The sequence below is a fragment of the Pseudomonas sp. NCCP-436 genome (assembly GCF_019656335.1).
Lineage (GTDB): Bacteria > Pseudomonadota > Gammaproteobacteria > Pseudomonadales > Pseudomonadaceae > Aquipseudomonas.
The window spans coordinates 249,212-267,039 of the sequence record NZ_BPLZ01000004.1 but is presented as its reverse complement, the minus strand read 5'-3'; the positions used below and the strand labels follow the sequence as shown (position 1 = coordinate 267,039).

Sequence of the window (17,828 nt, the reverse complement as noted above, 5' to 3'; positions counted from 1 at the left end):
GCATATAAGACAACTGGTTTTCGATTGATGTCAGATTGCCTTCCGTAACCCGATCAGCCTACGATCAGCAGCTTCTATCAGCCATGCCGTGAACCTGACGGGTTGGCATCTGTTCCTTACCGGCGCGAACTTATGGTCACCACCGTCGTTATTGGCATGCTCTGTGTCCACCTGTTCTGCTTCTGTCTGATGTTCTTTCTCATCAGTACACGACTGAACGGCAAGAAGATGGGGATGGAGGTGTTCGCCGCCGGTAACCTGATGCTGGGGCTGGCCTACCTGCTGCAACTGTTCGGTGGCACTCGGCATGAGGAGCTGAGCAGTATTGTCAATCACACCCTGACGCTCTGTGCTCCCGTGGCCTATCTGCTTGGAGCCATGCGATTTTTCGACAGACCTGTTGCGGTGCTTCGGCCATTGCTGACCGTAGCCGTTGGTTACAGCTTGGCACAGCTGCTCGTGCAGTGGCTGATCGGTGTCGAGGCGCGGCATGCCATGCTGTCGGCCGCTTGTGCGCTATTGTTCTCCGGCATGGCACTGATTGCTTTTCATGGCGGCCGCAGTTTCGCCCGCGATCTGCGCATCGAAATGTGGTTTTTTTCTCTGCTGATTGCCGGCATTTGCGTGCTTAACGCAGTGAAGTTCGCGATGATTCTCGATCAGGGACTGGCTGCTCTGGATCTGGGGAGCAACTTCCAGAAGGTCTTCTATCTGTACATGTCGTTCCTGGCCACGGTACTGCCGCCCAGCGCCGTCTGGCTGGTTCTGCGTCGTCTGACCGATCGTCTGCATGCGCTGGCGGCGCATGATCCGTTGACCCGCCTGCTCAATCGACGTGGACTCATGGACAGATTGGCGCAACACTTTCTGGCCCGTCAGGCGACGCCGGCTTATCTCTTGATCGTCGATATTGATCATTTCAAGCGCATCAACGACGTATATGGGCACAAGATCGGCGATCTTGTTCTGCGCCACATTGCCTCGGTTCTTCGCAGCACTTCCCGCCAGGGGGATCTGATCTGCCGCCAGGGCGGCGAGGAGTTCGTCGTGATTGCCCTCTATACGGATCGGGATGGCGCACTTCAACTGGCCGAGCGCATTCGCCAGGGCATTGAGGACAGCAATGTGCCGGGAACGGGGCTGGCACAACCGATTCGCTGCACGGCCACTATTGGAGTGGCCGGTGATCTGAATGGCGAGCATTCGCTTGATCACTGCCTGCAACAGGCCGATAGCGCGCTGTATCGGGGCAAGGCCGCCGGTCGCAACCGTGTGGAGTGGGCGGAGCCTGTGCGCGAGGAGCAAGGCTCTGTGTCCGGGCAATGTGGGAGACAGACCGGTTCCGCTTGACATGACAGTGGTGCGTTGAAGCTGCTTGGCGAATAATTCCCGTCTCTTTGATCCCTGCCCGCAGAGACCGCCATGAGCGCAACCTTACCCACCCTCGTTTTGTCCATTCAGTCCCATGTGGCCTGGGGCCATGTCGGCAATGCCGCCGCAGTGTTCCCTTTGCAGCGACTGGGATTGGAGGTACTGCCGATCCATACCGTGCAGTTTTCCAACCACACCGGCTACGGCCAGTTCCGCGGCCAGGTGTTCGGGCCTGATCACGTGCGCGAGGTGTTGCTGGGGCTTAAGGAACGAGGACTGTTGCCTCGCCTGGCGGCAGTGCTGTCGGGCTATCTTGGTGATGCCGAGAGTGGCCGGGTAATTCTCGAGGCGGTGGGCGAGATTCGCCAGCACAATCCGTCTGTACGCTATCTGTGTGATCCGGTGATGGGCGACGTGGGGCGGGGGGTTTTCGTCAATGCGGCGATTCCGGACTTCCTGCGTGACCAGGCGATTTCCTGCGCCAACATCATCACGCCCAACCAGTTCGAGTTTGAGCTGCTGACAGGCAGTAAACCGACTGATCTGCAGGACGCCGTGAGAATCGCACGGCAGCTGCGTGGCCGTGGGTCGGACGTGGTAGTGGTCACCAGCCTGTCCACGGCGGACATGGGCGAGGGTGAGCTGGGCACGCTGGCCGTCAATGGCGAAGGAGCCTGGCTGGTCAATACCCCACGACTGACCTTGCACCCGCTGCCCAACGGCATGGGCGATGTATTCTCGGCTGTGCTGCTGGCCCGTCTGCTGCTGGGGTTGAGCTTGCCGGAGTCGCTGGAACTGGCTACTGCGACTCTCTATGCACTGGTTGCCCGTACCAGTGCCGGCGCCCGTGACCTGCCGCTGGTCGTGGCCCAGGAGGAAATTGTCGCCCCGGTTCGACGCTTTGTGGTGCAGGCGTTGCCATTTTAGGCAACGCGGCAGAGCAGCCTCGAGCGGCTAGGCGAGCCGGCTGATTCCGGCGATTACCGGGGTACCGCTCAGCGGGTCACGCAGCAGGGTGCAGCGTACGCCGTACAGCTGTTCCACCAGTTCGCTGGTGACGATTTCCTCCGGTCGACCGCTGGCGATGATCCGTCCCTGTTGCATGGCGATCAGATGGTCGGCGTAGCGGCAGGCGCTGGACAGGTCGTGCACCACCATGACGACGGTCTTGCCGGCTGCCGCAAGCTGGTGGATCAGCTCGAAAACCTCGATCTGATGGCCCAGATCCAGCGCCGAGGTGGGCTCGTCGAGCAGCAGCAGCGGGGTGGCCTGGGCGATGGCCATGGCGATCCAGGCCCGCTGCCGCTGGCCACCGGACATGGATTCCAGCGGCCGATCCGCCAGCTCCAGCAAATCTGCGGCGGCCAGCGCAGCCTCGACGATGGCCTGATCTTCCTCGCTCCATTGGCGCAGCAGGCTCTGGTGCGGCTGACGGCCAAAGCGGATCAGCTCGCTGACCGTCAGTCCGTCGGGCGCGCTGGCATCCTGCGGCAGCAGGGCGAGTCGTCGGGCCACCTCGCGCGAGGGCAGGCTGCTGATGACTTTGCCATCGAGCAGCACGGCACCGGCGCTGGGTTTGTGCAGCCGGGCCAGGCCCGCCAGCAAGGTGGACTTGCCGCAGCCATTGGGGCCGACGATGGCGCTGACCTGGCCTCTGGGGATCTCCAGATTCAGCCCGTCGATGATCCGTGTGCGTTCGTAGTCCAGACTCAGATCGCGGGCTTGCAGGCGTACATCCGGTTGGCTGGCGTGGCCGAGCAGGGAGGAAGGCAGGCTCATGTCGAACTCCGAGGTGTCTGGCGCAGAAGAATCCAAAGCAGGAAGGGGCCGCCGACTACGGCGGTGATGATCCCGACCGGGATCTCGATGGGAGCCAGCAGGCTGCGCCCAAGCCAGTCAGCAAGAATCATCATCAACGCCCCGGACAGCGCAGCGTTGATTACCGGCACGCCGTGACGGCTACACAGGTGGCGCGCCATTTCTGGTGCGGCGAGGGCGATCAGGCCGACCGGGCCGACCACGGCGACCGCCAGTGCCGTCAGCCATACACACAAAGCCAGGGTCAGCAAGCGCATGCGTTGCAGGCGAACACCAAGGCCAATGGCGACGCTGTCGGAGAAACGCATCAGCGTCAGCGCATTGACCAGCAGCCTGGCCAGCGGCAACCCGCTTGCCAGGCCGATGGCCAGCAGCATTACCGAATCGGCTGGGCGGGCATTGAGACTGCCGACAGTCCAGGGATAGGCGGCGTTGGCCGCATCCATGTCGCTGCGGGCCAGCATCAGGTTGGTCAGGGCGCCAAATAGCGCACCGACGGCAATACCGACGACGATGAAACGGTAGCCGCGGGCACCGCCACCTGCGGCCAGAGCGAAGGTTAGTACGGCGGCCGTGGCGGCGCCGCTCAACGCCAGCGCCGAGGGCGCCAGGCTGGTGGGGACGGCGACAATGGATGCAACGGCAAAGGCGGTGGCGCCGTTGTCGATGCCGATCACGCCTGGGGTAGCCAGGCGATTGCGTGCCAGTGTCTGCAGCAGGCAGCCGGCGGCTCCCAGTGCGGCGCCGCTGAGCAGCCCTGCCAATAGACGTGGCAGACGCAGCTCCTGAATCAGGAAAACCTGGAGTGGTTCGCCGCGGCCGAGCGCCGCCTGCAGGACGTTCCAGGGGCCGAGGGCGTCGTCACCGGCACTCAGTATGGCGGTTGCGCTGATCAGCAGCAGCGCGCTCAGCAACAGACCGACCAGCAGACTGCGACGGTGCAGTAGCAGGCTGTAGCGACTCAGGCGCAGCAGGTAGTAGCCGGCTGGCGCATGCAGGACGAAGGGGGCGGAATGATTCATGTCACAGTGTCGGCAGGCGGTGGCTGCGTACCACGGCAATCAGGATCGGTGCGCCGATAAAGGCGCTTACCACGCCTACCGGCAGTTCATAGGGGCGTACCAGCAGACGCGAGACAACGTCCGCCAGCAGCAGCACGCAGGGGCCGAGCAGCATGCTCAGGCCCAGGGTACGACGGATGTCCGAACCAATCAGGCGGCGGGCTATATAGGGCACGATCAGGCCGATGAAGGCGATAGGGCCGGCTGCGGCTGTGGCGGTTCCAACCAGTATCGCCACTGCCAGCAACGTGCCCAGGCGGGTCAACTGCGGATGATGGCCCAGGCCGCTGGCCACTCGCTCGCCCAGTGCCAGTGCTGCCAGTGGGCGGACTACCAGCAGGGCTAAAAGCAGTCCGGCGATCAGGCCTGGCAGGCTCCAGTCAAGGGTGTCCAGCGGTCGCCCGGCCAATGCACCGATGATCCAGAAGCGCATTTCGTCGGCGGTACGTTGATCCCATAACAAAAGCAGGCTGCTCAATGCACCGAGAATGCCGGAGAAGGCCGCACCGGCCAGTACCAGACGCACCGGGTCATCGCCTACTCCGCGCAGACGGGTCACCAGCAATACCAGCAAGCAGCCGATAAGGGCGCCCAGCATGGCCACGCCCAGATGCAGACCGGCGGCCGAAGCACCCAGGTTGATGGCTATCACCACGGCGAATGAGGAACCGGCGCTGACTCCGAGCAAGCCGGGCTCGGCCAGCGGGTTGCGGGTCACCGCCTGCAGCAGGACTCCGGCGGCACCCAGTGCCAGACCGACCAGCAGGGCCAGCTCGGTACGCGCCAGGCGCAGCTCCAGCACGATGAAACGGGCATCTTCGTCCGCCTTGCCGAGCAGGGCCTGCAGGCTGCTGCCGATACCGATCTCTCCGGCGCCCAGCAGCATGCTGGCCAGGCACAGCAACGCCAGACTGAAGCTGCCCAGGGCCAGAGCCCGGGGCATGGGCATGCGGGTGGTCAGCATCAGTCGAGCAGCGCCTTCTCCAGGTCATCCAGGATCTGGCTGGCTGCCAGGTAGCCTGAGCTGCTGCTCCAGATATGGCCGTCGACTGTCACTACATGCTCGTTGGCTACGGCTTTTAGGCGGGTAAAGGCGGGCTGTTTGCGAGCATCTTCCATGGCGGTGTGGCCATCAGGATTTAGGGTGGCGATAAATATCCAGTCGGCATTGATGCGCGACAGGTTTTCCAAGCTGAGCACGTCGCTGTGAGGCTTGCTTTGCTGCTCGGCAGCCAGAGCGTTAGCACGCAGGCCGAGGTTTTCCAGCAACTGGCCGGTAAACAGACGACTGGACATAATCACTGGACCCTGCGGGTTCCAGCGTACCACGCTGACCTCCAGCCCCTGCGGCAGACGTTCGCGCAGGGCGGCACTGCGTTTCTCGATTTCGTCCAGACGCAGCCGGCCCTCATCTGCCTTGCCAAGAGCCTGGGCGTAAGTCGCATAGATTTCGCGCCAGTCGGCAAAATTGTTGCCACGCGGCACCACGGTTGGTGCAATCAGGCTCAACTTGGCGTAAAGCTCGCGCGAGAGATCGCCGGTGGCGAGGATCAAGTCCGGTTGCAGGCGCAGGATGGCTTCCAGGTTGGGTTCACGCACGCTGCCGACCAGCGTGATTTTCCCGGCTTTGACCCTGAGGTACTCCGGTACATCGTTACCGCCCCGGCTGGCGAGGGTTCCGACCGGTTTCACCTCAAGCGACAGCGCCGCATCCAGAGCGCTGTCACCCAGAGCCACCACGCGCTGTGGTGTTCCTTCAAGGTTCAGAGGGCCGTAAGCGGTGTCCAGGGTGCGTTCGGCGGCATGCAGAGGAAGGCTGGCGAAAACTGTGGCAGACAGCGCCAGCGCGACCTGTCGCAGGAAGGAAGAGATAGACATGCTGGACTCCAGTTTAAGCGGGCAGCCAGCGGACTGCCGGGCAAGGATTGAAAGCAGGCTATCTTTTACTATCAAAACAAATGAAAATCTATTGCGTTTACTAATTGTTTGCTATTGCATTCATGTGAGCGCTGCCGTGATGCATTGTCGGGAAGGCGATGGAGGGGGGGCTGACTTACCCCTTCTGGCATGCAGCGAGGCTGAATGCTGATCTGTGGCGAAGTGGTTGCAGGGCCAGGGCGCCGGGTCGAGATACCCGGCGCGGCGAGATAGGTCAGTCCCAGCCCTCGGGGCACTGAACGCAGCCGGGCATATTGGCCCCCTGGAAGTTGCCGAAACGGAGGCGGGCACCGGTGAGGTTGGCGTTCTCCAGATTGGAACCGCCGAGTTTCACTTCCTGCAGGTTGGCATCCTCCAGGTGGGCGCCTTTCAGGTCAGCCTTGCTTAGCCAGGTCATCTCCAGGTTGGCTGCCTGAAGCTGTGCATTGTGCATCTTGGCTGCCGACATCCTTGCGAACTCCAGATTGGCTGCGCGCAGGTCGGCGTCGTTGAATTGCGCGGCCTGGGCGAACAGTCCCCAGCCACTGATGGCTACCAGGGTAGCGCCGCTGAAGTCGGCCAGACGCAGGTTGCTTTGCTGCAGACTGGCGCGGGTCAGGTTGGCACCACGCAGTTTGGCTTTCTCCAGATTGGCCAGATCCAGATTGGTATGACGCAGATCCGCACCGGAAAGATCTGCGCCGGAAAGATCCATGCGGCGCATATCCAGATTGCTTAGTTTGGCGCCACGCAGGTCGGCGTTGGGGCACTTGCTGTCGGGTTCGATGCGGCAGCCGTTGATCTGTGGAACGCCGTCATCCTCGGCGCCGATGGCGTGGCTACCGAGTGCCAGGAGTAGAACCGGAACGAGCAGAATCAGGTAATTCATGTCGATACCTCAACAGGGACGGGAGAGCTGTATGCAGCTTCAGGCGAAACCGGCGCCCATGCGGGCGCCGTTTCGAAAGGCCGGCAGCGGGGTGCGACAGGCACCCCGCACCAGACTCAGCGCTGGGCGCTGGCTTTGTCCCAGCTGGGCAGTTTGAATACCCAGAAGGAACCGCCCTGGGCGACCGGCTTGGTCAGATCGGCCATGTCGCCACCCCACAGCGGAACCGCGCCACCGTAACCGGCGGTCACGCCGATGTACTGCTCGCCGTCCTGTTCCCAGGTGATGGGCGGAGAGATGATCCCGGTGCCGACCTGGAACTTCCACAGCTCCTTGCCGTTCTTGGCATCGAAAGCCTTGAAGTAGCCGTCACCGGTACCGGTGAACACCAGACCGCCCTTGGTGGCCAGCACACCGGCCCACAGCGGCAGACGCTCCTTGTGCTCCCAGACCACCTTGCCGGTGGTGGGGTTCATCGCACGCAGAATGCCGACGTGGTCGTCATACAGGCGCTTGATGCGGAAGCCCATGCCCAGGTAGGCGGAGCCTTTCTTGTAGGTGGCTTCCTCGGCCCAGTAGTCCTCTTTCCAGTGGTTGGCCGGTACGTAGAACAGGCCGGTGTCCTGGCTGTAGGCCATCGGGTTCCAGTTCTTGCCGCCAAGGAAGGGTGGGGAGACCTCGACCACTTCACCCTTGGATTCGCCGGGCTTCGGCTTCGGCGGACGCTGGCCCTCGACTTCCACCGGGCGACCGGTTTCCAGGTCGATGTGGCTGGCCCAGGTGATCTTGTCGACGAAGGGGAAGGCATTTTTCAGCTTGCCGTTGGCACGGTCGACCACGTAGAAGAAACCGTTGCGGTCGGCGTGTGCGGTGGCCTTGGTGACCTTGCCGTCCTTGTCCTTGTAGTCGAACAGCACCAGTTCGTTGTTGCCGGAGAAGTCCCAGGCATCGTTCGGAGTGTGCTGGTAGAACCACTTCACTTCACCGGTGGTCGGGTCGACGCCAACCTGGCCGGAGGTGTACAGGCTGTCGTAGTCCTTCGGGTCGCCACCGTCGGCGGTACGTGCCCAGCCGTTCCATGGCGCCGGGTTGCCCGCGCCGATGATGATGGTGTTGGTTTCGGCATCGAAGCTGGCGCTCTGCCACGGCGCGCCGCCGCCCTGACTCCAGGCTTCCTTCTTGCCGGTCGGGCTGTTGGGATCGTCCGGCCAGCTCGGCGCCTTGATGTCGCCGGTCGGGGTGCTGTCCTTGCCGTTCAGGCGGCCCATGTGGCCTTCGACAAATGGACGCATCCAGATTTCCTCGCCGGTGTCCGGGTCACGGGCGAACAGGCGGCCGACCACGCCGAACTCGTCACCGGAGCTGCCGTGGATCAGTAGCACCTTGCCGGTTTTCTGGTCTTTCACGATAGTCGGCGCGCCGGTCATGGTGTAGCCGGCTGCGTGATCGCCGAATTTCTTGTTCCAGACTACCTTGCCGGTGTCCTTGTTCAGCGCCACGACGCGGGCGTCGAGAGTGCCGAAGTAGATCTTGTCGCCGTAGATGGCGGCGCCACGGTTGACCACGTCGCAGCACGGACGGATATCGTCCGGCAGGCGGTGGCTGTACGTCCACAGCCGCTGACCGGTCTTGGCATCAAGAGCAAAGACACGGGAGTAGGAACCGGTCACGTAGACCACGCCATCGTGGATGATGGCTTGTGATTCCTGTCCGCGCTGCTTCTCGTCACCGAAGGAGTAGCTCCAGGCCGGAGTCAGCTTGAAGACGTTTTCAGTATTCACCTTTGCCAGCGGGCTCCAGCGCTGGGCGTTGGTGCCCATGCCGTACTGCAGCACGTTGTGGGTGGTGAGGTGGTCGTTGGCAATGTCTTCCCAGGTCACCGGCTTGGCCTGCAGCCCGGAACTCAATGCCAGGCCGCCGGCCAGCATCAGTGCGAGCGCCAGGGGGCGCGGAGTGCTGGGTAGGTTTCTTGTTGTCATCGTTGTGCTTCCCATTGGATGTGATAGGTCGCCGCAGTGGCAGGTTGATGGTGGAACCGGGGCCACTTTGCGCCTACGGAAAAATTCCCGACTTTGCCGGGATGATTTCCCGGTTGGGGCATGACTTGGCCTTGCTGCCAAGGCATCAGCCGAACTCCCTCCCAAGCCCTACTACCAAGGGACTAGATCGCGACCACCAAAGCAGCATTCGGCGCCTGGCTTGGCCTTTTTAAGATGGCTGCCACGTGCTCTGAATGGGCTGTCTTGCGTGCATTTGATGAGGTCCCTAGCCATGAAGAAGAAAATTCAATCCACCCTGGCGCTGGTGCTGCTCGCCGCGTCGACCAGCATCTGGGCGCACGGTGACGTGGTGCCGCAGGCGGTCAATACAGAAGGCCTGGAGCCCCTGGGTGAAGAATGGCTGGATGAGAACCCCTACCGGGGCAATGCTCGCGCCATTGAGATTGGTGCTTCGGCCTACAACCAGAACTGCGCTGCCTGCCATGGTCTGGAGGCCAAGTCTGGTGGCATTGCGCCGGATCTGCGTTTGCTGGAGCCGGGAGCCAGCGGTGATGAGTGGTTCAAGGAGCGCGTAATCAACGGGGCCGTGCGTGACGGGCGCGTGTACATGCCGAAGATGGCCAACTTCCTCAGCCAGGAAGCGCTGTGGGCGGTGCGTAGTTACCTTGAAAGCGTTCATATCGAGGAATAGGAGCAGTCCTGCTGTTCTTGTGGGACTTTCGCGGCATTGATGTAGCGAGCAGCGCTTTTAAAGGCTGCTTAGGAGCGACGATGGATTGGCGTGGCCTGATATTGTCGGTACTGCTTGCCTGGGGGGGGGAGGCGCAGGCGGCGGCTCCTGATCCGCTGGGCTCGGCCATGTGGAGCTACTATCACCAGCGCCTGCTGGATGGTGAGCCCTTCGTGTTCGACGAGCAGATTCGCCTTGAGGCGCCGCCCTTTGCTGAGGACGCGCGACAGGTGCCTATCCAGATCGATGCCAGTGCCTATGACGGCAAGGTTCGGCGCATGCTGGCCTGGGCTGAACTCAATCCCATTCCGCGAATCTTCGATTTTGCCCCGGGCGAGCAGGTTCTCCCTCGGCTGGCCGTGCGTATTCGGGTCGAGCAGGCTACGCCGATCCGTGCCGCAGTGCTGACCGATGATGGTATCTGGCACATCGGCTCGGTGCGGGTTGAAGCTGCAGGCGGCGGCTGCACTGCGCCCAGCGTGGTAAGGGCCGAAGCCGGTTGGGAAGAGCGCCTGGGGCAGGTACTGGGCAAGCGTTTCCAGCGCGGTGGTGAAAGCCGTCTGCGCCTTCAGGTTTCGCACCCCATGGACAATGGCCTGGTTGGCGGAATTCCCGAGTTTTTCCTTGAGAAGGCGGAGCTGCGCAGCCAGGACGGTCAGGTACTGGGAAGAATCGAACTGTTTCCGGCCGTCAGCGAGAACCCGACACTGACCTTCGACCTGCGTGGCGACCAGCAGGCCGAGCTGTGGTTGCGCGACAACAATGGCAACGAGTTTCAGGCCAGTTTCTAAATGATGCCTGGGCTGTACTTTGGGTTGGCGTAGAAGCCGGCTTTCGGGCAAGCGCTCGCAAGAGACGACGCCGTCAAGGTGGATTACCCCGTTCACCGCAAGATCGCGACTCCTACAGTTGAGTGGCTTTGACGCAGGAGTCCTGCGCCGGACGAAGCGATACCCGGAGCAACGCAGCAAGGGCGGTTTCCCCGTCGGCCGCGAGAACGCGTTTCCTGCAACGAATCATTCCCAAGGAGAGAAGCATGCGCTGGATAACGCTTTTGCTGTTGTTTACCACCGGGCTGGCTCAGGCCGCGCTTGACTACCGCCTGCAGCCACGCCAGATCGCAGAGGGGGTGTGGTTGCTGGAGGGCAGCACTGACAATTTTGCCCCGGATAACGGTGGCAATATCGTCAACATTGGCTTTATCGAAACCCGCGATGGCGTGGTGGTGATCGACAGCGGGCCTTCGCGCCGCTATGGCGAGGCCCTGCGCCATAGCATCGCGCAAACTACCGATAAGTCTGTTCAGCTGGTGCTGCTGACTCACCATCACCCGGATCATGTCTTGGGCAATCAGGCTTTTAGCGATGTGCCCATTGCTGCGCTGCCTGCCACAACCCGTCTGCTGGCCGAGCAGGGGGATGCCATGGCCGAGAATATGTATCGTCTGGTTGGTGACTGGATGCGCGGTACCGAGGTGGTATTGCCGACTCAGGAGGTGAATGAGGGAGCGCTGGAGATTGGTGGGCGACGCCTGCAACTGCTGGCGCTAAGCGGTCATACCGGTGCGGATCTGGCAATTCTCGATGAGCAGACCGGTGTACTGTTTGCTGGTGATCTGCTGTTTTATCAGAGGGCACTGACTACCCCAAACACTCCGGGTCTGGAAACCTGGCTGGCCGATTTGCAGCGTCTGGAGAATTTGCCGTGGCGTTTGCTGGTGCCCGGGCATGGCCCCGTGACGGATAACGCAGAGCCATTTACCCAGATGCGCGACTATCTGAGTTGGCTTGACGGCCTTCTGCGTCAGGGCGCCGAGCAGGGCGCCGAGATGAATGAGCTGATCCGAGCACCCATTCCGGAGCGTTTTGCCCAGGTCAGTCTGTCGCGTTATGAGCTGATTCGTAGTGTTACCCACCTCTATCCGCGTTACGAGCGTCAGGCACTGCCCCGAGCCGATCAGCCATAAAAAGAGACGGCACGGTTGCCATTCGGCTGTCAAAAATAGGTTGCCCCGCCGTAAAGGCGGGGCCTTTGCGTTGCTTCAGCGCCGTAGGTAGGAGGCGAAGTCGATGTCTCCGGCCGAGAGAATGGCCTGGACGCGGTTATGCACGCCCAGTTTGCGCAGGATCGCGGAAACATGCGCCTTGACGGTGGTTTCGGCGATATCCAGGCTGTAGGCGATCTGCTTGTTCGATTCTCCCTTGGTCATGCGTTCGAGTACCAGCAGCTGTTTGCGGGTCAGTGCCTGCAGCAGTTCCGGGGGGATGCTGTGACTGTCGGTGTGTTGGCGTGAACTGCTACTGCGCTGCGAGCGGATGATGTCCGGTGGCAGGTAGACGTTGCCGTCGAGGATCTGGGCGATGGCCTCGGTCATCTGGCCCCGTGGCGAGGACTTGGTGATGAAGCCCACTGCGCCGTAGGTAATGGCCTGCAAGACAATCTGTTTGTCCTGCTCGGCAGAGACAATCACCACCGGAATGGTCGGCGCCTCGTTGCGCAGGTTCATCAGGCCACCCAGACCGTGCATGCCGGGCATATTCAGGTCGAGCAGAATCAGATCCAGGTCGTCGTGTTCCTGGGTCAGCGCCAAGGCACTGTCCAGGTCTGCGGTTTCCATGATCTCGCTGCCGGGAAAGCCGTCGGCGATCACATTGTGGATGGCTTCACGAAACAGCGGATGATCATCGGCAATCAAAATCTTGTACATGGCCTTTCACCTCGTTGCTGTGATTATGGGGTGACAGTGGAGGGCAGCAAAGCGGCGGGCAGTTCGGCTGGCTCGGCATGTACCAGAGGCAGGCCAGCCTGCTCCCAGGCATCGATGCCGTCACGATACCAGTAGAGCCGCGTGTAACCCATGGCATGGGCACGACGTGCGGCGTTCCAGCTCAGCCAGCAGTCGGATCGGCAGTAAAACACCACAGGGTACTGCTGGTCACCACCACTGGCCTGCTCCAGATGGTGGTGGAAGTAGCGTTGCCACAGAGGTGCAAGGTTGCCGTCACCGGTATTGGCCAGCCAGAGGCTACCGGGTACGTTGGCGTGTGGGCTGTCCTCGACGAAGCGGCCGTGCACCCAGGGACGTCGATAGACGTCGACCAGCAGAGGGCGCGGTTGTTGTTCAAGCAAGTGCTGCAGGCGGGAGGTATCGACGACCTGTACACCTTCCAGGCTTAAGGGAGTAGGGCTGCGGTACTGGCTGCTGCGATAGCCTTCGGCATCGAACAGCGCTTCGGCCCGGGCGCTGCAGGCCAAGAGTACGGACGCGATCAGCCAACCTGCACGAAAGGGCAGAGGATACTTCATGGCACGGTCTCTACTTATTGTTGTCCCGGTATTACAGGCGATGGTCGCAGGCTTGGGAATTCTACATTGGTGAGCAAAACCGGTACTAAAGTAGTAGGTTCGTGGTGCTGCGCCGGGACGCCCTGATGCAATATTCACTGCTTGTGGCGTCGCCCCGGCCAAGGCTCGTCTACCCTATGATGCTGACTGCGCGTATGATGCGCGCGCCATGAATCATGCCTTTACTACACCGGGAGGTGCCCACGATGACCGAGCATGAACTCCAGCGCCCAGTGGGCGAAAAACTGCAGAAGGTCCTGGCCCGCATGGGCCTGGGCTCGCGCCGCGAGATCGAGGCCTGGATCGGCGAAGGCCGTGTAAAGGTCAATGGTGTGCCTGCTGCTCTGGGCCAGCGCGTCGTCAGCCAGGATGCCATCGCGCTCGACGGGCGTCTGCTCAAGCGCGAGGAAATCACCGCTACGGTGCGCCGCGTGCTGATCTACAACAAGCCGGACGGCGAGATCTGCACTCGTGACGATCCGGAGGGCCGGCCAACGGTGTTTGACCGTCTGCCGCACCCGCGCGAGGGCCGCTGGATCAATATCGGTCGCCTGGACATCAATACCACCGGCTTGCTGCTGTTCACCACTGACGGGGAACTGGCCAACCGTCTGATGCACCCGTCCTACCAGATGGATCGCGAATACGCGGTACGTGTGCGCGGGGAGGTCACCGAGGAAATGCTGGAGAACCTCAAGAACGGGGTGATGCTCGAAGACGGTCCTGCCCGTTTTACCGACATCAAGGAAGCACCGGGCGGCGAGGGACTCAACCGCTGGTATCACTGTGTGGTGATGGAGGGGCGTAACCGCGAAGTGCGCCGCTTGTGGGAGTCCCAGGGCCTGGTGGTCAGTCGTCTCAAGCGCGTACGCTTCGGTCCGGTGTTCCTCACTTCGGAGCTGACCATGGGCCGCTGGCGCGAGATGGATCAGCGCGAGGTAGACATTCTCAGTGCAGAGGTCGGGTTGGCACCGCAGCCGTTGCCCGTGATGAAGGAAAAACTGCGTGAGAAGCTCGATCGTTTGCAGCGCAAATCGGCCAAGCCGGTGGAAGGCCGTGGCAAGCGCGTTTTGCGTCCTGCCAAAGACGAACCTCGTGCCGCGCGGGGGGAGACTGGGGAGCGACGTGGCAGTGGGCGTGGTACTCCGGTCGCCGAGCGTCCGGCGGATGTGAAGAAGCGTCAGCCGCGTCCTGCCGTGGAAGTGGCCGATCGACCGGCGCGCAAGCCGCGTCCGCTGCCGTCTGGCAAGCGTCCGCCGGCAGGCGAGGGACAGCGTCCGGGATTCGGCCGCAAGCGCTGAGGCCAGATACGGCCGGCGTTTAGCCGGCCATGGTCAGGCGGTTGCGCCCTTCGCGCTTGGCCACGTAGAGGGCCATGTCGGCGCGGCGCAGCAGGCTGTCGGCGGACTCGCCCGGCAGCAGGCTGGCGCAGCCCAGGCTGATGGATACCTCCGGCAATTCCGGGTGTTTGTCCTGCATCTGCATTGCCGCCATGCGAAGGCGTTCGCCCACCAGGGCTGCGCCCTCCCGGCTGGTTCCGGAAAGCAGTATCAGAAACTCCTCACCGCCATAGCGGAACACCATGTCGATGTTGCGCAACTGGCTTTTCAGCGTCTGAGCAATGGCCTTGAGTACTTCATCGCCCATTGCGTGGCCGTAGCTGTCGTTGATCGATTTAAAGTGATCGATATCCACCATCAGCAATGACAGTGGATGCAGGTTTCGTCGCGCCAGATCCACTTCACGCTGCAGAGCCTGATCCATGGCAATGCGATTGCCGGCATTGGTCAAGGGGTCGCGCAGAGCGCTCTGCAGGGCGCTTCGGTAGAGCAAGGCATTGCGCAGAGGGTACAGCAGGCTGGCCAGCAGGGATTCCAGCTGGGCGAGCTCTTGCTCGCTGAAGCGTTTTTGGCGGCGGAAGATCAGCTCGCCGAGATACTCTCCTTCGTGGCTCAGGCGATAGCTGGCCGAATGACTGGCGCGCTCACCCAGCTCCAGCCGCACGTCCTGTACGGGGTGCAGATAGGCCAGCGCATCCAGTGGCACCAGACGCTGCACGCCGGTGAAGAACAGAGTAAGAATGCGCTCGACCTCCAGGCTGGTCTGCAACTGCAGGCCCAGCAAGTGCCGCAGTTCTGCCAGGCTGTTGACCTGTAGGGGCAGATGGCAGGTGCTGCCGAGGCCGAGACGCTGCAGCCTGGCGCTGTCGAAGTCGATGGTGTTGGAACGGCTGGGGGGAACCATGGTTGCTAAACCTCTGACGCGATAATGCGACAAAGAGGGGTTAGCGAAATCCATGCCAGGCTATTTTTTTATAAAAAATCCTTTTAAATCAATTGGTTATTTTTTGACTTTAGGATTTCAGCAGAGATGTCGCCGGTTGTCTGACGCTGATAATGGCGAATGCTTCTGTCAGCTTGGGGAGGTGGCGGATTTCCGACGCCCCGGAGCTATACCCCGGGGCGGGCATCCTACTGGGCGTCCAGAGCCTGGCCGTTGACGTTCTTGCTGTCCGGGCCCATGAGATAGAGATAGACCGGCATGATCTCTTCCGGTAACGGTCTGGATGCCGGATTTTCACCCGGATAGGCCTGAGCGCGCATGGCTGTGCGGGTGGCGCCCGGGTTGACGCTGTTGGCGCGCACGTTACTGATTCCGTCCAGCTCGTCGGCCATCACCTGCATCAGTCCTTCGGTGGCGAATTTGGATACCGCGTAGGCCCCCCAGTAAGCACGGCCTTTTCTACCCACACTGCTGGAGGTGAAGACCACCGAGGCATCTTCGGAAAGCTTGAGCAGCGGCAGCAGAGTACTGCTGAGCATGAACATGGCGTTGACGTTCACATGCATTACGCGCATGAAGTTGTCGCCCGAAAGCTGTTCCAGCGGTGTGCGCGGGCCGAGGATCGAGGCGTTGTGCAGCAGGCCGTCGAGGCGACCGAACTCGTTCTCGATCATCACCGCCAGTTCGTCGTACTGGTGCGGCAGGGCGGTTTCCAGATTGAAGGGAATGACCACCGGTTGCGGATGGCCGGCTGCCTCGATCTCGTCGTAGATCTGGCTCAGGTTGGCTTCGGTCTTGCCCAGTAGCAGGACGGTGGCGCCATGGGCGGCGAAAGTTTTGGCGGCGGCAGCACCGATGCCACGACCGGCACCGGTGACCAGGATGACCCGACCCTTAAGCAGATCCGGGCGGGCACTGTAATCGAACATGCATTTTCTCCTTCGGAGCCTGCCATCCAGGCTGGCAGGCGTCGAACAACAATATGTAGCAGTGCCTCAGCAGCTGCACAGGGCGCGGTCAATAACCGCACGCAGTTCGTGAGGCTGATCAACGACCACGTCGGCACCCCAGTTACGCGGGTTGTCCTCAGGATGGATATAACCATAGCTTACCGCAGCGGTACGGCAGCCAGCGGCGCGTCCGGAGTCGATGTCGCGGGCATCGTCACCGATGAACAGCACCTGCTCCGGTTGCACGCCCATCTGCTCGCAGGCGAGCAGCAGCATGTCCGGAGCGGGTTTGCTTCGTTCGACATGATCAGGGCAGACCAGTACTGCCGAGCGTTCGGCCAGGCCAAGCTGCTGCATGATCGGTTCGGCATAGCGCAGCGGTTTGTTGGTGGCCACGCCCCAGAGCAGGCCGGCCTGCTCGATATCAGTCAGCAGTTGCTCGATGCCGTCGAAGGGCTGGGTGAAAACTGCGCAATGAGCCTGGTAGCGCTCAAGGAATTCCAGCCGCAGCGCTTCGAAATCGGCGGAGTCCGGTGCCGCATCGAAGGCGCAGGCCACCATGGCACGGGCACCGCCGGAAACCTGATCGCGGATGGTTTTGTCTGGCAGCCGCGGCAGGCCGCGCTCGCTGCGCATGGCCTGGGTGATGGCGATGAAGTCCGGCGCCGAGTCCAGCAGGGTGCCGTCCATGTCGAACAGTACAGCACGTAGGCGCATCAGTCTTTTCTCAGTGTCTGAATCATGTAGTTGACGTCGACATCGGCTTCCAGCCTGTAGTGCCTGGTCAGCGGGTTGTAGGTCAGGCCGATGATGTCCTTGACCTCCAGTCCGGCAGCGCGGCTCCAGGCGCCCAGTTCGGAGGGGCGGATGAACTTCTTGAAGTCATGTGTGCCGCGTGGCAACAGGCGCAGGATGTATTCGGCTCCGATTACCGCAAACAGGTAGGATTTCGGGTTGCGGTTGATCGTGGAGAAAAATACCTGGCCGCCGGGTTTGACCAGCCTGTGGCAGGCCCGGATTACCGAGGCCGGATCGGGCACGTGCTCAAGCATTTCCAGGCAGGTAACCACGTCGAACTGGCCAGGCATTTCCTCGGCCAGCTCCTCGGCGGTGACCTGCCGGTACTCCACCTCAACCCCGGATTCCAACTGGTGCAGTCGGGCCACCGAGAGCGGTGCCTCGCCCATGTCGATACCAGTTACCTGAGCCCCGCGCAGGGCCATGGCCTCGCTGAGAATGCCGCCGCCGCAGCCAACGTCGAGCACTCGTTTGCCGGCCAGGCCGATACGCTCGTCGATCCAGTTGACCCGCAGAGGGTTAATGTCGTGAAGGGGCTTGAACTCGCTTTCGCGATCCCACCAACGGTGTGCCAGTGCCTCGAATTTGGCGATTTCGGCGCGGTCCACATTGCTCATAAGCATCTCTTTTAAAAGCAGGAAAAGCGTATCGCGCCATGTTGCCAGT

The 17,828-nt window shown here is 61.8% G+C and carries 18 protein-coding genes; 6 read left to right on the top strand and 12 right to left on the bottom strand.

Translation table 11 applies throughout. From position 1 onward, the window contains the following. Window positions 1–132: 132 nt before the first annotated feature. Together NCCP436_RS07020 and pdxY are read left to right on the top strand one after the other, a co-directional pair. Complete coding sequence (locus tag NCCP436_RS07020; RefSeq protein WP_220803264.1) at window positions 133–1,350, top strand: GGDEF domain-containing protein; 1,218 nt, start codon at window positions 133–135, stop codon at window positions 1,348–1,350. A 72-nt stretch (window positions 1,351–1,422) separates the two neighbouring features. Continuing rightward, window positions 1,423–2,298, top strand: coding sequence for a pyridoxal kinase PdxY (pdxY, locus tag NCCP436_RS07015; protein ID WP_220803263.1), 876 nt, complete (start codon window positions 1,423–1,425; stop codon window positions 2,296–2,298). Between the two features lie 27 nt (window positions 2,299–2,325). Here the strand turns inward: pdxY and NCCP436_RS07010 are convergent, their stop codons facing one another. The 6 genes from NCCP436_RS07010 to exaA form a co-directional block, all read right to left on the bottom strand. After that, window positions 2,326–3,150, bottom strand: coding sequence for an ABC transporter ATP-binding protein (locus tag NCCP436_RS07010; protein WP_220803262.1), 825 nt, complete (start codon window positions 3,148–3,150; stop codon window positions 2,326–2,328). Continuing rightward, complete coding sequence (locus tag NCCP436_RS07005) at window positions 3,147–4,211, bottom strand: iron chelate uptake ABC transporter family permease subunit (protein WP_220803261.1); 1,065 nt, start codon at window positions 4,209–4,211, stop codon at window positions 3,147–3,149. Before NCCP436_RS07005 ends, NCCP436_RS07010 begins: the two co-directional genes overlap by 4 nt. Before the next feature lies 1 nt (window position 4,212). Next, a complete protein-coding gene (locus NCCP436_RS07000; protein ID WP_220803260.1) occupies window positions 4,213–5,214 on the bottom strand; it encodes an iron ABC transporter permease in 1,002 nt (333 codons plus the stop codon). After that, a complete protein-coding gene (locus NCCP436_RS06995) occupies window positions 5,214–6,128 on the bottom strand; it encodes an ABC transporter substrate-binding protein (protein WP_220803259.1) in 915 nt (304 codons plus the stop codon). Before NCCP436_RS06995 ends, NCCP436_RS07000 begins: the two co-directional genes overlap by 1 nt. Window positions 6,129–6,402: 274 nt before the next feature. Beyond that, complete coding sequence (locus tag NCCP436_RS06990; RefSeq protein ID WP_220803258.1) at window positions 6,403–7,056, bottom strand: pentapeptide repeat-containing protein; 654 nt, start codon at window positions 7,054–7,056, stop codon at window positions 6,403–6,405. Window positions 7,057–7,172: 116 nt separating this feature from the next. Continuing rightward, a complete protein-coding gene (gene exaA, locus NCCP436_RS06985; protein ID WP_220803257.1) occupies window positions 7,173–9,035 on the bottom strand; it encodes a quinoprotein ethanol dehydrogenase in 1,863 nt (620 codons plus the stop codon). A 292-nt stretch (window positions 9,036–9,327) separates the two neighbouring features. Between exaA and pedF the strand changes: the two genes are divergently transcribed. The 3 genes from pedF (at window position 9,328) to NCCP436_RS06970 (ending at window position 11,752) form a co-directional block, all read left to right on the top strand. Further along, a complete protein-coding gene (pedF, locus tag NCCP436_RS06980) occupies window positions 9,328–9,747 on the top strand; it encodes a cytochrome c-550 PedF (protein ID WP_220803256.1) in 420 nt (139 codons plus the stop codon). Between the two features lie 80 nt (window positions 9,748–9,827). After that, window positions 9,828–10,577, top strand: a complete 750-nt coding sequence (locus NCCP436_RS06975) for a quinoprotein dehydrogenase-associated SoxYZ-like carrier (protein WP_220803255.1) — start codon at window positions 9,828–9,830, stop codon at window positions 10,575–10,577. A gap of 245 nt (window positions 10,578–10,822) precedes the next feature. Next, window positions 10,823–11,752 (top strand): quinoprotein relay system zinc metallohydrolase 1, encoded by a 930-nt coding sequence (locus tag NCCP436_RS06970; protein WP_220803254.1) that lies wholly within the window; start codon window positions 10,823–10,825, stop codon window positions 11,750–11,752. A 75-nt stretch (window positions 11,753–11,827) separates the two neighbouring features. Here NCCP436_RS06970 and NCCP436_RS06965 read toward each other — a convergent pair whose 3' ends face one another. Next, the gene (locus NCCP436_RS06965) at window positions 11,828–12,493 is read right to left on the bottom strand and encodes a response regulator transcription factor (protein WP_220803253.1); all 666 of its coding nucleotides are present in this window, start codon (window positions 12,491–12,493) and stop codon (window positions 11,828–11,830) included. Between the two features lie 23 nt (window positions 12,494–12,516). Continuing rightward, window positions 12,517–13,092: a PQQ-dependent catabolism-associated CXXCW motif protein gene (locus tag NCCP436_RS06960; protein ID WP_220803252.1), complete on the bottom strand. Its 576-nt coding sequence runs from the start codon at window positions 13,090–13,092 to the stop codon at window positions 12,517–12,519. A gap of 245 nt (window positions 13,093–13,337) precedes the next feature. Between NCCP436_RS06960 and rluB the strand changes: the two genes are divergently transcribed. After that, entirely contained in the window at window positions 13,338–14,432 is a 1,095-nt protein-coding gene (gene rluB / locus NCCP436_RS06955; RefSeq protein WP_220803251.1) for a 23S rRNA pseudouridine(2605) synthase RluB, read from the top strand. 19 nt (window positions 14,433–14,451) lie between these two features. On the opposite strand, the gene NCCP436_RS06950 is transcribed toward rluB, so the two are convergent. The 4 genes from NCCP436_RS06950 to ubiG form a co-directional block, all read right to left on the bottom strand. Continuing rightward, complete coding sequence (locus tag NCCP436_RS06950; RefSeq protein ID WP_220803250.1) at window positions 14,452–15,375, bottom strand: GGDEF domain-containing protein; 924 nt, start codon at window positions 15,373–15,375, stop codon at window positions 14,452–14,454. Window positions 15,376–15,602: 227 nt separating this feature from the next. Beyond that, a complete protein-coding gene (locus tag NCCP436_RS06945) occupies window positions 15,603–16,343 on the bottom strand; it encodes a YciK family oxidoreductase (protein WP_220803249.1) in 741 nt (246 codons plus the stop codon). Between the two features lie 66 nt (window positions 16,344–16,409). Next, window positions 16,410–17,081 carry an N-acetylmuramic acid 6-phosphate phosphatase MupP gene (gene mupP, locus NCCP436_RS06940; protein ID WP_220803248.1) on the bottom strand — a complete coding sequence of 224 codons (672 nt, stop codon included), beginning with the start codon at window positions 17,079–17,081 and terminating at the stop codon, window positions 16,410–16,412. After that, window positions 17,081–17,779, bottom strand: coding sequence for a bifunctional 2-polyprenyl-6-hydroxyphenol methylase/3-demethylubiquinol 3-O-methyltransferase UbiG (ubiG, locus tag NCCP436_RS06935; protein WP_220803247.1), 699 nt, complete (start codon window positions 17,777–17,779; stop codon window positions 17,081–17,083). The genes mupP and ubiG overlap by 1 nt, the downstream gene beginning before the upstream one ends. Window positions 17,780–17,828: the final 49 nt, after the last annotated feature.

Bases quoted from the DNA above. Each gene is read 5' to 3' on its own strand.
- mupP (WP_220803248.1), bottom strand. From the start codon at position 17,081: ATGCGCCTACGTGCTGTACTGTTCGACATGGACGGCACCCTGCTGGAC.
- NCCP436_RS06975 (WP_220803255.1), top strand. From the start codon at position 9,828: ATGGATTGGCGTGGCCTGATATTGTCGGTACTGCTTGCCTGGGGGGGG.
- NCCP436_RS06950 (WP_220803250.1), bottom strand. From the start codon at position 15,375: ATGGTTCCCCCCAGCCGTTCCAACACCATCGACTTCGACAGCGCCAGG.
- NCCP436_RS06970 (WP_220803254.1), top strand. From the start codon at position 10,823: ATGCGCTGGATAACGCTTTTGCTGTTGTTTACCACCGGGCTGGCTCAG.
- NCCP436_RS06995 (WP_220803259.1), bottom strand. From the start codon at position 6,128: ATGTCTATCTCTTCCTTCCTGCGACAGGTCGCGCTGGCGCTGTCTGCC.
- pedF (WP_220803256.1), top strand. From the start codon at position 9,328: ATGAAGAAGAAAATTCAATCCACCCTGGCGCTGGTGCTGCTCGCCGCG.
- NCCP436_RS07000 (WP_220803260.1), bottom strand. From the start codon at position 5,214: ATGCTGACCACCCGCATGCCCATGCCCCGGGCTCTGGCCCTGGGCAGC.
- NCCP436_RS06965 (WP_220803253.1), bottom strand. From the start codon at position 12,493: ATGTACAAGATTTTGATTGCCGATGATCATCCGCTGTTTCGTGAAGCC.
- NCCP436_RS06990 (WP_220803258.1), bottom strand. From the start codon at position 7,056: ATGAATTACCTGATTCTGCTCGTTCCGGTTCTACTCCTGGCACTCGGT.
- NCCP436_RS07005 (WP_220803261.1), bottom strand. From the start codon at position 4,211: ATGAATCATTCCGCCCCCTTCGTCCTGCATGCGCCAGCCGGCTACTAC.
- rluB (WP_220803251.1), top strand. From the start codon at position 13,338: ATGACCGAGCATGAACTCCAGCGCCCAGTGGGCGAAAAACTGCAGAAG.
- NCCP436_RS07010 (WP_220803262.1), bottom strand. From the start codon at position 3,150: ATGAGCCTGCCTTCCTCCCTGCTCGGCCACGCCAGCCAACCGGATGTA.
- ubiG (WP_220803247.1), bottom strand. From the start codon at position 17,779: ATGAGCAATGTGGACCGCGCCGAAATCGCCAAATTCGAGGCACTGGCA.
- exaA (WP_220803257.1), bottom strand. From the start codon at position 9,035: ATGACAACAAGAAACCTACCCAGCACTCCGCGCCCCCTGGCGCTCGCA.
- NCCP436_RS06960 (WP_220803252.1), bottom strand. From the start codon at position 13,092: ATGAAGTATCCTCTGCCCTTTCGTGCAGGTTGGCTGATCGCGTCCGTA.
- NCCP436_RS07020 (WP_220803264.1), top strand. From the start codon at position 133: ATGGTCACCACCGTCGTTATTGGCATGCTCTGTGTCCACCTGTTCTGC.
- pdxY (WP_220803263.1), top strand. From the start codon at position 1,423: ATGAGCGCAACCTTACCCACCCTCGTTTTGTCCATTCAGTCCCATGTG.
- NCCP436_RS06945 (WP_220803249.1), bottom strand. From the start codon at position 16,343: ATGTTCGATTACAGTGCCCGCCCGGATCTGCTTAAGGGTCGGGTCATC.